The 13,102-nt window shown below is 29.9% G+C and carries 9 protein-coding genes, 2 tRNA genes and 1 pseudogene; 8 read left to right on the top strand and 4 right to left on the bottom strand.

The window, feature by feature from the left end; genetic code table 11:
* Positions 1–15: 15 nt before the first annotated feature.
* A tRNA-Arg gene (locus tag AGR56_RS16105) sits at positions 16–92 on the bottom strand.
* 280 nt (positions 93–372) lie between these two features.
* On the opposite strand from AGR56_RS16105, the gene AGR56_RS16110 reads away from it, so the two are divergent.
* Together AGR56_RS16110 and AGR56_RS16115 are read left to right on the top strand one after the other, a co-directional pair.
* Positions 373–690, top strand: a complete 318-nt coding sequence (locus AGR56_RS16110; protein WP_053243071.1) for a phasin family protein — start codon at positions 373–375, stop codon at positions 688–690.
* Positions 691–897: 207 nt separating this feature from the next.
* A complete protein-coding gene (locus tag AGR56_RS16115; RefSeq protein ID WP_198150098.1) occupies positions 898–2,499 on the top strand; it encodes an AarF/ABC1/UbiB kinase family protein in 1,602 nt (533 codons plus the stop codon).
* A gap of 25 nt (positions 2,500–2,524) precedes the next feature.
* Here AGR56_RS16115 and AGR56_RS16120 read toward each other — a convergent pair whose 3' ends face one another.
* From AGR56_RS16120 to AGR56_RS16130, 3 genes are all read right to left on the bottom strand, one after another.
* Positions 2,525–5,233 (bottom strand): YhgE/Pip family protein, encoded by a 2,709-nt coding sequence (locus tag AGR56_RS16120; RefSeq protein WP_207642180.1) that lies wholly within the window; start codon positions 5,231–5,233, stop codon positions 2,525–2,527.
* 35 nt (positions 5,234–5,268) lie between these two features.
* Positions 5,269–5,631, bottom strand: a complete 363-nt coding sequence (locus AGR56_RS16125) for a YhgE/Pip family protein (protein WP_053243074.1) — start codon at positions 5,629–5,631, stop codon at positions 5,269–5,271.
* 149 nt (positions 5,632–5,780) lie between these two features.
* Positions 5,781–6,347, bottom strand: coding sequence for a TetR/AcrR family transcriptional regulator (locus AGR56_RS16130; protein WP_053243075.1), 567 nt, complete (start codon positions 6,345–6,347; stop codon positions 5,781–5,783).
* 275 nt (positions 6,348–6,622) lie between these two features.
* Here AGR56_RS16130 and AGR56_RS16135 point away from each other — a divergent pair.
* The 6 genes and pseudogenes from AGR56_RS16135 (at position 6,623) to AGR56_RS16160 (ending at position 13,095) form a co-directional block, all read left to right on the top strand.
* Positions 6,623–6,698: transfer RNA gene (locus AGR56_RS16135), tRNA-Ala, on the top strand.
* Positions 6,699–6,800: 102 nt separating this feature from the next.
* A complete protein-coding gene (locus tag AGR56_RS16140; RefSeq protein ID WP_231017658.1) occupies positions 6,801–7,289 on the top strand; it encodes an HD domain-containing protein in 489 nt (162 codons plus the stop codon).
* Between the two features lie 25 nt (positions 7,290–7,314).
* Complete coding sequence (locus AGR56_RS16145) at positions 7,315–7,830, top strand: transcription repressor NadR (protein WP_053243077.1); 516 nt, start codon at positions 7,315–7,317, stop codon at positions 7,828–7,830.
* 30 nt (positions 7,831–7,860) lie between these two features.
* Positions 7,861–10,591 (top strand): annotated as a pseudogene (locus tag AGR56_RS16150) (UPF0182 family protein).
* Positions 10,592–10,705: 114 nt separating this feature from the next.
* Complete coding sequence (locus tag AGR56_RS22240) at positions 10,706–11,572, top strand: L,D-transpeptidase (protein ID WP_242851502.1); 867 nt, start codon at positions 10,706–10,708, stop codon at positions 11,570–11,572.
* Positions 11,573–11,700: 128 nt separating this feature from the next.
* A complete protein-coding gene (locus tag AGR56_RS16160; RefSeq protein ID WP_053243078.1) occupies positions 11,701–13,095 on the top strand; it encodes an FAD-dependent oxidoreductase in 1,395 nt (464 codons plus the stop codon).
* Positions 13,096–13,102 lie beyond the last annotated feature (7 nt).

Here is a 13,102-nt window from a genome sequence, read left to right on the forward strand (position 1 = left end):
GTATTCTCAATAGCTTGGTGCGCCCGAGGGGATTCGAACCTCCGGCACGCGGTTTAGGAAACCGCTGCTCTATCCTACTGAGCTACGAGCGCATACATTTTATTTTACTATCACAAGTTAATATTTTATTACTAAACGCCAAATATGTCAATATATATTATTAGAAATAAACCTACAATATTATACCAGATTGCATAACTTTTTATGCTTATGGCAAATATAAAATTATTATACGAACATTCTTTTAAAACACAGCCAATTATTAATATTTTGATAATTCTATCAAATAATGCCCATTTTAATTTACAAAGGTAGCTCATTCTGATATTATTAGGTTATAAGTATGGAATATATATAAAGGGGATGAATTTGATGGTAGACGAACTAAAAAAAGTTGTTCTTGCAGGATTGGGCTCTGCTGCATATACTTATGAAAAGGCTTCAAAGGTAGTTGATGATCTTGTTGAGAAGGGTAAATTAACTATTGATGAGGGAAAAGAATTGTCACAAGAGCTTAAAAAGAATTTAAAAGAAAAAAGCAGTGCAGTAAGCGACAAAGTAAGCAAAGTTAAACCTTTGACTAAAGAAGATTTAACAGCTGCTTTAAAGGAAATTAATTTTGCTACTAAAGAGGATTTATCTGAATTAAAAGAAAGAATAAGCAAATTAGAAGAAAAACTAAATCAGTAACCGATAAATTTACTATAATAAATGTAAAAGCCCCGACTTTTTGTTAGGGCTTTTATAAAGTGAAACTACTTATAAATTTTAAATTAGTGGAAATATTTTTGCCAGCATTTACATAGAGCACAGATTAGCGAGTATAGTGGTGGATGATTTTCCTTCGTTTCACTATATAAATATTATTTTTAAACTCCAGTTAAAAGTGAGGTCACCATTATGAAAAAGTCTGTACAAAGATTTAGAGAAATAGTAAAGGTTCTTGCCTTTTACGGATTTGGCTATCTTGTAGACTCTAAAAAAAATAGAGAAAAAAAGTTCCCGCAGAATTTAAGGAGAGCCTTTGAAGAGTTAGGTCCTACCTTCATAAAGATAGGTCAAATTCTAAGCACACGTCCTGACATCATCCCAGATTCTTACATAAAAGAATTGTCTAAGCTTCAAGACAAAGTTCCAGAGGAAAACTATGATACTATAGAAACTATCTTTAACAGCGAATTTCATAAAACTATTGAAGAAACCTTTTTAAAATTCAACAAAAAACCTCTTGCATGCGCCTCCATTGCTCAAGTTCATGAGGCCACTTTAAAGGATGGGAAAAAAGTCATAGTTAAAATTCAGCGTCCAAACATAGAGGAAAAGATGAAGTTAGATTTATCGATATTGTATAAATTAGCTAACCTTACAAAGGCTAAATTTACAGACTTTATAATAAACCCTGTAGAGGCTTTGGACGAAATATCAATGTCTACAAAGATGGAATTAGACTTTAATATTGAAGCTAAAAACATAGAGCATTTTAAAGAGCTTAATAAGGATGTATCCTTTGTAACATGTCCATATATATTCCATGAATTAAGTACGAAACATGTTTTAACTATGGAAAAAATAGATGGTTTCAAAATAGATGATATAAAAAAACTAACTGCTGAAAATTACGATTTAAATGATCTTGGAAAAAAACTTGCCCTTTCATATTTTAAACAGGTTTTTCAAGATGGATTTTTCCATGGCGACCCTCATCCCGGAAATATATTGATTAGGGATAAACAAATATGCTTTATAGACTTTGGTCTCATGGGAAATCTATCAAAAGGCTTAAAAAATGCTTTAAATGATATGATTCTATCTGTGGCTTATTATGATATAGATAAGATAATTTCCGTCATTATGGCGGTTGGAATACGTCATGGTTATGTAGATAGAAATGAGCTTTATGAAGACATAGATTACATATTTTCTAGCTATCTTTCTGCTTCACTAGAAAACATAAAAATATCACAATTTCTTCAAGAAGTATTTGATTGTGCAAAGCGAAATAACATAAGTCTTCCTAAAGATCTAATAGTACTTGTAAGAGGATGCGTTATACTAGAAGGCGTAATTGCAAAAATTTCCCCTGATATTTCTGTATTGGACGTGGCAATTCCTTTTGTTAAATCTCAAAATAACGACTCTATACTTAAAAATTTTAATATTAATGAAGCACTTTTAAATTCATATTTATTTTTAAAGAATTCTTCAAAGCTCCCTTCTAAATTAATAGAGCTAAGCAACGGGCTTATGAGAGGAAGAGCGAAAATTCAATTTAACATAAAAAACATTGAGGAACCTATAAATGAAATAAACAAGATGGTAAACAGAATTGTTCTCTCACTTATAATCTCCTCAATGATAATAAGTTCTTCTTTAATATTGCATTCAAACATTGGTCCTAAAATGTATGGAATATCAATAATAGGAATAACTGGCTATGCCATAGCAGCAATTCTTGGTTTTTGGCTCTTAATATCAATTATACGAACAAAGAAATTATAAAATAGTACTGTTCCTTCGTATTTTTTTACATTGTTAAACTTTCGTCTTTCTTTTCTAGTATTATTTCCTTAACCTTATCTGCATGGCCTTTAAGTGCCATTGATATACCAAGGAATACAAACATAGTTCCAGCAAGTATTGCTATATCCTTAGACAATGTTGCATAATTTACTCCTGCAATAATTTCTCTAATTGCCGATACACAATAGGTAAATGGCATAAATGGGTTTATAACCTTAAAGAATTTTGGCACAACTTCCAGCGGGAAAGTACCTGCACAGGAAGTAAGCTGCAATATTAAAATTGCTATAGAAAGAAGTCTACCCGCCATTCCAAGTAAAAATACCAAGCATTGAATTATCGCTATAAACACATAGGCCATAAATATATTAAATAAGAAATAGAGAATTAAACTCTTTGGTTTAAGTCCCAGTGTCAGCACTACTGCGCTTGCTAAAATTGCCTGTATTATACCTATATAACCATAGGATATGAATTTACCTGCAACAACAGAAGCTGGGCTCGCATTTATATCATCATCAACCTTATCTGTAATTACAAAGAACATCATTATAGCTCCTACCCATAAGGAAAGAGGTATAAAGTAAGGTGTAAAACCAGTTCCATAGTTTTTAACTGCCCCAATTGGGTCATCCTTCATTGCAAGCGGTTCTGATACAAACTTAGCCATATCGCTGCTTGTGTTTACAAGGTTTTTATTTATTTTATCTGAACCATCCTGTAATTTTGAAGCTAATTCATCTGAACCATCATATAGTTTTCCAATTCCATTATTAAGATCACTTGAACCGCTGTATAGCTTATTAGCTCCATCAGTAAGAGCAGGAATTCCGCTGTTTAACGTACCTATACCATCTCTAAGTTTAGTTGATCCATTTGATAAAGTTTTTACACCAGCAAGTAAATCACTTGAGCCAGAGCTTAACTGATTCATTCCTGAAGCAAGCTCGTTGAACTTCCCTGTCATAGTAGGAATTTGTGCTATAAGATTGTTTGCCATTTGAATATTTCCATCATTCAGTTCATCCTGTGCAACATCAAGTAATTTCTGGTTATCTTTAAGTTGTTTTTGAACCTTAGTAACTTGCGTCAAAAGCTGCGGTGCATTTGCAAGCTGAGCTTTAATCTTTGGGTCATTCATCATAGTATTAAATGTACTTATTATTGGCTGTGCTTGCTGCATGTCATCTTGTAATACAGCTATTTTGGCAATAGCATCCTTAGCTCCACCATTAGACTGAACTGCTGCCAAAAGACCTTTAACCGCTGCAAGATTATCTTTATTCTTGTCAAGATCTGTCTTCATGGTATTAAATTGACCTACAAGCTGCTGAATATATTGTATATTTGAAGGTGACATAGCACTTTGTACTGTTTGTATAGTTTGCGTTGTTTCAGGTGAATTAATGCTCTCCTGTGTCTGTTCTAAGGCTCCTATCATACTGTTAACTGAATTTATATTTGATGACTGCAGGGCATTTTCTGCTCCATTTATAACTTCACTATTGCTATCTATTAGGGTATTCATACTTTGAAGCGAATTTGCCATATTAGTCATAGTACCTTTTGAAGCACTCATTGAAGCCGCTGTATCTGTTACAAGTTTATTATAATTATCCAAAAGCTCTTTTTGAGCTTGAATTTTTTGCTCATCACTTAACTGCAAACTGTTTAACTTATTATAAGCTTCACTTAAAGCAGCTGCTGATCTTACAAAATTCTCCGAAGAACTACTCTGCTGATTTATAAAAGCAATTGTATTTTTTCCATTTTGTCCTCCCAAACTACTGCTGGCACCTCGCAGCATAAGACTCAAAACCTGTGCATTTTTTGTATTCAATAAAGTTTTTATTGAATTTAATGAACTTGTATCCATTTTACCAAGTGCTTGTGCCTGATTTAATAAATCATTTAACTGCTTTGTATTCTCCATAAGCTTCATTATTGGGTAAAGTTTATTCATATCCACTTGACTTAAAGTACTTGTATCATTAAGTAAATTATTTATATTATTTATATTTTCTGGTGTCGTTAATTCTGCAAGTTTTGGAATTGCTAGTATTGAATTTAAGTTAATAGAATTGAAGTCTGCTACTGTTTTATTAATTGTAGATAAATTTTTTGAGTTCATAAATGGCAAAACATTATTTAAGCCGCTTAAATCCACTTGTGAAAGTGAACTTGCATTGCCCATAATACTTCTAAGGGCTCTTGCATTGTTGATGTTGATTAAAGCTGCAATACCTTTTTGTCCATTTAAAACTGCTACAGCTTGTGATATTTGCCCCTGTGCCGAAGTTACTCCATAAGCAGCTTCATAAAGTCCATTGTGTAATTGCTGAGCTCCATTTTGGAGACCAAGTGGTTTACCATTCTTGTCAACAGCATTTGTGTTAATTCCATCTACAAGCTGATTTGCTCCATCATAAAGCTGTTTAGTTCCACTTTGAATCTGTGGCATTTTGTCTTTAACTTGACCTATGCCATTCTTAAGCTGTTCACTTCCAGTTTTAGCGCTTGAAAGTCCATCTCTTAATTTTTTACTTCCAGAAGTCGCTGCTTTAAATCCATCTTTAACGTCGTATAAATTGTCAAATGTAACTTTAGTGTACTCACTAGTTATTGTCCTTGCAATTTCATCCTTTAAAGCAAGTTCAGCTTTTGAATTAACTTGAGACATTATAAAGTTTCTTTTTTCATTATCCCTATACAAAATTTTTTGCTTGTTCTGGTTTTTTATCCTTTGCACTAATGACTTTTTTCTGAAAAATTTTCAGGAATAATATACTCCGCATAGTATTTCTCGCCTTTAGTCCCCGAATCGGCCTCTTTATAAGTAGTAAATTTCCAGCCCAGTTCATTATTATTTTTTAGTTTTTTAACAATATCATCACCATAATTAACATCTTTCCCATCTTTAGTAGCACCCTTATCCAGATTAACAACTGCAACGGGGACACTCTTTAGTTTACTATAAGGATCCCAAAATGCTGCAAGATAAAGTAAACTATATAACAAAGGTACAATTATAATGGCTATTACAGACACCCTTATAAATCTGTTTTTTAAGATACTTTTAATATCCCGCCATGCAATCCTAAGGAAATTCATTAAACCACCCCCATTTTTGTATGAACTGACTGGTCAGTTTAGTTATACATCTTTTTGGAAAGATTGTCAATAGTCTGTTAATTTGAAGTATACTAAAAAAGCGCAAAAAAAGAATCGATATATTTACCGATTCTAAATAATGAATTTTATTATATTTCTATTCCCTTTAAAATGTAACTCGTTATGTTTTCCACTAAATCATCAATTTTTTTCTCACCATCATTTATAAGCTCATAAACTGCTCCTGAGCATATTGTTCCAAATAACGTATATGCCATAAATTCAGTTTCACCTTTTTTAAGAGCCCCAGCATCCATAGCTTCTTTTAAGAATCTTTCTATTTCTCCAACATAAACTCTTACAACTTCTCTTAATTCAAATTGCCTCGATTCTTGACCCCACAATTGACTCATTACAACTTTAAAGAAATCCTTATTTCTATATAATAACCCAAACTGAACCTTGCAAACTGCAACAATCTTTTCTATAGGATTGTTTATATTTTTTGTTGCTTCTTCCATTTCCTCCGTTATAAGATTCATACCTTCGGAAATTACATATTTAAATATCTCTTCTTTACTTTTAAAATGATAATAAAGAGTTCCCTTTGCAACTCCAGCATTAACAGCTATATCATCCATCGTTGCTTCACTATATCCATTTTTAGAGAATATACTTAAGGCAGATTCAAATATGGATTTCTTAGTTTTATTCATATAATCACTCCACATTTTTATTACTAAACTTAGTAATAATAATTTAATGACCAGTCAGTACAACACATTAACTTATATTATACTCTCATGGTTTAATAAAACTCAATATATTTTAACAAAATTTTTGACATACTAATATGCATAATATTATAATCTGAGATTCTACGTCAGTACTTTATAAACCACCCTCAAAGCATTGATAAATATACGTTCCTTCAAAATTCAGCTTTCACCCATTGGGTGAAAGAAAAATAGTCCCTGAAGGTCCACCATTTGGGGGATTAGCTCAGCTGGGAGAGCACCTGCCTTGCACGCAGGGGGTCAAGAGTTCGAATCTCTTATTCTCCACCAAAAATAGCAGTTTTATAACTGCTATTTTTTTATGCTTTTTTTTATATATTGGTTGAAGTTATTTAATTATAATAATACAATTAAAGTGTTGAGGTGATTAAAATGAATAGAATAAAACAGTTTTTTGTTTATGCAATTGCAAAGGTTAATATAAATGATAAAATATATATTGAAAAACATTTAAATAATGATGAAATGGCATTATTTAATAAATTATCTATTCATGAACAAAAGCATTCAATTAATGTTGCAAGAGATGTAGAAAAAGAATGTAGGGTTAATTTAGTCAACTCAAAGAATCTAGTAAAGGCAGCTCTTTTACACGATATAGGTAAAATAAATGTACCAATAACTTTAATAGACAAGTCAATTGTAGTTATTTTAGATAAGATAACAAGAAGTAAGATAAAAAAATTTAAAAAAATAAAAAAAATATATATTTACTATAATCATGGATATGAAGGATTTCAAATTCTTAAAAGAATTAATGAAAATGAGCAGATTTTATTTATGGTAAATAATCATCATAATAGAGAGATGAGTAATAATTTAGAGTTAGATATACTAAAAAAGTGTGATGATAGGAACTGATATTAAGGAATGGTGAAGAGTAATTATGAATTCTGATGAAAGAAGAAATTCTATAAAAAAAGAGTTAGAGGACAAGGGCAAACCAATAAAAGGAAGTGTACTTGCAAAAGAATTTGGAGTAACACGTCAAATAATTGTTAAGGATATTGCTATATTAAGAGCAGAAGGCTGTGATATATTTGCTACACCTAAAGGGTATATAATAAATAAGAGTACTACAAGCATTATAAAAAGGGTAATAGCAGTATCTCATAGACCAGAAGAAATAGAGGATGAATTAAATTCTATAGTGAAGTTTGGAGGGACAGTTGAAGATGTTATTATAGAACATTCTTTATATGGAGAGATAAGAGGAGTACTTATGGTTAAAACACCATATGATGTTCAGAATTTTATGGAAAAACTTAATAAGCATAGAGCTGAACCGTTATCAATTTTAACAGGTGGTGTTCATCTTCATACTATAAGTGCAGATAATGAAGATGATTTGAACAAAATAATAGATGAACTTAATGGAAAAGGGTACATAATTTCTGATTAAATAGTTAATAACTTTGAGGAGTGATTTTATTTGAAAAAAGGTATAAGGCGTGCGATAATATTAGCATTAATATTTATTGTTATTGCTTTTTTTGGCAGGCTTACAAGTTTTATAATTAATATTGAGTGGTTTAATGAAGTTGGATATTTGTCAGTATATTTTACTAAGATTGTAGCAGTATTAATTCTTATGATACCATTATTTGCAATCATATATTTAATGATATGGTTATATTACAAGAGTATTAGAAAAAGTATTATTAAATGGAATAAAGCAATTGAAGTAGATGTTAAGAAAGAGAAGCTTCAAAAAAGGATATTTTTTATTGCAGATTTAGTACTATCACTTTTATTCTCATATTCTTTTGCAGATGCTTATTGGTATAAAATACTTCAATTTATGAAATCATCCGCTTTTAATACGAAAGATCCTATATTTGGTATAGACGTATCTTTTTATGTTTTTAAACTTCCATTGATAGAATCTTTATACGGAATTATAATGTTTCTTTTAGCATTTCTTTTCGTTTTAACTTTGATAATTTATATTTTATTCAACATAAGAGATTATGCCAATATAAGAAACAGAGCAATTAATGTTTTTAGTGTAAGAAGTTTTGGAAAAGGCTTAGTTAGATTTGCAGGAAAGCTTCTTGCAACATTATCATCACTTATAATTTTTTTACTTTCATTTGGTTATTTAATAAGAGCTTGGAATCTTGTTTATTCTCCTAGGGGTGTAGTTTATGGAGCAGGCTATACAGATATGCATGTTTCACTAATTTTTTATGGTATTATAATTACGTTTTCTATAATAGCTGGTATTGTCATATTTTTGAGTGTAATTAAATCAAAGGTTAGGCCTATAATTATATCTATTTGCATAATTATAATTCTTGTTATAGCAGAAGGGGTTACTTCACCAATAGTTCAAAGACTATTAGTTAACTCTAATGAAAAAACTAAAGAAGCTCCTTATATAAGATATAATATAGATTATACTAGAAAAGCCTTTAATGTTGATAAAGTTGAGGAAAAAGAATTCCCTGCAAATGAGGATTTAACTGTGAATGATATAAAAGATAATAGACCAACAATAGATAACATAAAGGTAAATTCTTATGATCCATCACTTGAGTTTTATAATCAGGTCCAAGTTATAAGGTATTATTATGATTTTAATGATATTGATGTGGATAGATACAATATAAATGGTAAGTATAATCAAGTTTTTATAGCACCAAGAGAAATTGATACCAAGAGTCTTCAAGGGAATGCTGATACATGGCAGAATAGACATCTTGTTTATACTCACGGATATGGAACTGTTATAAGTAAGGTTAATTCTATAACAGATTCAGGACAGCCGGATTTTGTTATGAAGGATATACCACCTGTAAATAGCACAAAGATTAAATTTACTGATCCAAGAATATATTTTGGAGAGGAAACAAATGACTATGCTATAGGAAATAATACACTTGGAGAATTTGATTATCCAAATGGTTCAGTAAATAAAACAAATAATTACGATGGAAAAGGTGGAATAAAGGCAACTTTAATAAATAGGTGCTTATTTGCAATAAACAAACATGATGTAAATTTTCTTCTTTCGGGGAACATAAATTCTAATAGTAAAATATTAATAAATAGAAACATAACTGAAAGAGTGAAAAAAATAGCCCCTTTTTTAACCTATGATAAAGATCCATATGCTGTTATAAGCGGAGGAAAGATATACTGGATTATTGATGCCTATACAACTTCGGATAGATACCCTTATTCTCAACCAGTTGATAATGTAAATTATATAAGAAATTCTATAAAAGTCGTTGTAGATGCGGTAGATGGAACTACAAATTTTTATATTATAGATAATAATGATCCTATAGCTAATAGTTATTCTAAAATTTTTCCTGGATTATTTAAAAGTTCAAGTGAAGTTCCAACAGATATAAGAAAACATTTTAAATATCCAGAAGACTTATTTAGGATTCAAAGTAGTGTACTTGAAAAATACCATGTTACGGATACAGGGATATTCTATAATGGTGAAGATTTATGGGATGTATCTAAAAATATGAATGATGTTGAGGGCGAAAAAAGTGTAAGTGATTCATCTTATATGGTTATGAGGCTTCCAAATGAAAATAAAGAAGAAATGGTACTCATGCAGTATTTTAATATGAGAAGTAAAAATAATATGGTAGCGCTTTTGGGAGCAAGAATGGATGAAAGTAACTATGGAAAGATGATTTTATACAAGCTTCCTACGGATAAAACAATAGATAGTCCATACTTATTTAATCAAAAATTTAGGCAAGATCCGGCTATTTCGAAGGAAATTTCCTTGTGGAACACTCAAGGGTCTAAGGTTCAATTTGGAGATACTTCTGTTATTCCAATTAATAAGTCACTTATATATATAGTTCCTGTTTATATAAGGGCTCAGGGAAAGAATAGTATTCCAGAGGTAAAAAGAGTTATAGTAGCCTATGGCAGTAAAGTTGTTATGGCTGAAAATGTTGATAAGGCACTAGCAGATCTTTAACTATGCAGATAATCAAAATGATAATTCTGAAAATCAAACTCAAGGTAAAAATAATAATACTAAAGCAGAAAACAATATAGATAAAGAAAAACTAAAGGCTGCACAAGAATTATATAATAATGCTATTGATGCTCAGAAAGATGGCGATTGGTCAAAGTATGGAGAGTATATAAAGGAATTAGGAAAAACTATAGAGGAATTAAATAAATAAAAAAAAGGCTGCTGCAAGCTGAAATAAGCTTACAGCAGTCTTTTTTACCTAAATATGTGTTTAAAAATTTTTAAAGTGTAAAGAATATTAAATATGTATTTAGGAGGTTTAGTTATGAGTAAAAAGTTTTTTATTAAATTTTTAGTGAGATGTTTTGCTAGTGCCGTTATTGCATGTCTTATAATAATATCTCCTGTATTTTTTACATGTTTTGATACTAAGGGTGATAGCTATATACCTGGAAGTAATGTTAGTACTTTAAGTGAAAAAAATGCTAAGGCTGAAACTTCAAATAAAGATAACAAGAAAGATGATATTGCTGTGTTTTCTTCGGAAACGTGTTTTAAAAAAACATACTATGTTGCTAAAGATGGAGTTAAAATGTTTAGCAATATAGATAATGCTTCCTCAGATATAACTCTTTTGAATAAAGATGATGAACTTATTTGTGATAAAGAAAAGGATGGATATCTGTATTGTGAAAGTAACCATATTGATTCTAAAGGCAATTTAATAAATGGATGGGTAAAAGAGAATAATCAAGATTTAAATGGAATGTTTTTTAAAAGGGCAAGGCTTATAGTTGATATAAACTTAACCAGCCAAACTTTGAACATGTATAAAGACAATATTCTTATAAACAATAATCCCATAAAGTGTTCAAGCGGAATTAAAGGTAATAATGATACAGAAACACCTCTAGGCTTTTTTACGGTCAAAGATAAGTTTGAAAATCTTACAAGTAAAAAATATAATGAGAACGTAAAGTATGCTGTTAAGTTCTTAGGAAATTATTTAATTCACTCTGTTTCAATTGATGAAACTAAAAAAAATGGTAAAATTGAATATGAAGAAGAAAAAAAGGCAAAAGATGATTTGGGAAAAGCAGCATCGCATGGGTGTATAAGAATATCTGTAGATGATGCAAAAAAAGTTTATAATACTGTAAGCAGAGGAGACTTGATCTATATACACTATTAGAAGTAAGAATGTTGTAACAATATTCTTAATTTTATGAATTACTTACAAGATCTTAGTAAATAAAATTTAAAGCTTTCTGTTAGTTTTAAAATATAAGGAATTTATTGTATAACTGGGGGGTAGACGAATTGGATTATGATGTGCTTATTCTTGGAGGAGGAATTGTTGGATGTTCAATAGCATATGAGCTATCGAAATATAGTCTTAACGTTTCAATTATTGAAAAAGAATTAGATATAGGAAATGATGTTTCAGAGTTAAATGCTTCATTAACATTTGATGGAATGGAAATTAATAATGATTTAAACTACTACATGGAATATTACGGAAACAAAAACATGAAGGATATAACAAAATCCTTTAATGTACCTTTTAAGAAACTTAAGTCCATTATTTTTGAAGAAGATTTTATTGGTAATAATAATCTCATAGAAAAAATGTACACTAGATCTATCAGAAGGGGAATTAAAGGAATACAAAAAATCAGCAATCACAATTTAAAATTTGGATTACAAGCTAAAGTTAATGTTGAGTTTAATAAAGCAATAATATCTAAGAATTGGGGAGTTGTATCTCCGTATGATTTAGCAATAGCATATGGGGAAATAGCGTTTGATAATGGTGTAAATTTTAGATTAGGGGAAAAGGTTATTGAAATAAAAAAGGTATCTAAAGGATTTAAGGTAACAACTACAAAGAATAAATTTACATGTAAATTTGTTATTAATACAATTCCAGATGATGATTATAAGTTAGGAAATAAAGTTAAGGAAAATATAAGTAAAAATAATAATATGAAGTGCTTTTTAATAAACAAAAAATTTAAAATTAAGGATATTTTTGTCGTTTTAGGTGAAAATGATGAAGATATTTTTATCTATCCTAATTTCAATGGTGATACAATAGCATATGTTATAACAAAGGATGAAATAAGTTATGAAGATGCATTTGAAAAGTTAAAAAATAAGTTACCCGGAATTAATTGTGATTATATAAATAATTCTTATAGTACACAGTTTTTTAATGATAGGATAATGATTGATGACAGTAAGGTTAGTAAGGGATATATTAAGATAGACGGTAAGAATTATGGTATTGTAACTATGTCTCAATTTATTGCTAATACTATACGTAAGATGGTTATAGAAAACATTCCGTCCAAGCCTAAAAAGGATTTTTATGAGAAGAGAAGGGAGGTATATAGGTTTAGAGATATGACAAATGAAGAAAGAAATAGGTTAATAAGCTTAAATCCTAAGTATGGTAAAATGGTGTGTTTATGCAATAAGGTTACAGAAGGGGAAATAATAGATTCTATAAGAAGGCCATTAGGAGCAAGAACTATTGATGGTATTAGAAAGAGGACAGGAGCTATGAATGGAGATTGCTATGGAAGTTATTGCATGAGTAAAATAATATCTATTTTAGCTAATGAAACTAATAAGGATATAACTGAAATACTTGAGAAATCAGCCGGATCAAATATTATAATGAGTAGAATAAAACAATTTAAAGAGATATAGGTGATAA

It is taken from the genome of Clostridium sp. DMHC 10, from assembly GCF_001270375.1.
Classification (GTDB): domain Bacteria; phylum Bacillota; class Clostridia; order Clostridiales; family Clostridiaceae; genus Clostridium_S; species Clostridium_S guangxiense.

Excerpts from the sequence above, each read along its gene's own strand:
- AGR56_RS16110 (WP_053243071.1), top strand. The coding sequence starts at position 373 with ATGGTAGACGAACTAAAAAAAGTTGTTCTTGCAGGATTGGGCTCTGCT.
- AGR56_RS16125 (WP_053243074.1), bottom strand. The coding sequence starts at position 5,631 with ATGAATTTCCTTAGGATTGCATGGCGGGATATTAAAAGTATCTTAAAA.
- AGR56_RS16130 (WP_053243075.1), bottom strand. The coding sequence starts at position 6,347 with ATGAATAAAACTAAGAAATCCATATTTGAATCTGCCTTAAGTATATTC.
- AGR56_RS16140 (WP_231017658.1), top strand. The coding sequence starts at position 6,801 with ATGAATAGAATAAAACAGTTTTTTGTTTATGCAATTGCAAAGGTTAAT.
- AGR56_RS16145 (WP_053243077.1), top strand. The coding sequence starts at position 7,315 with ATGAATTCTGATGAAAGAAGAAATTCTATAAAAAAAGAGTTAGAGGAC.
- AGR56_RS22240 (WP_242851502.1), top strand. The coding sequence starts at position 10,706 with ATGAGTAAAAAGTTTTTTATTAAATTTTTAGTGAGATGTTTTGCTAGT.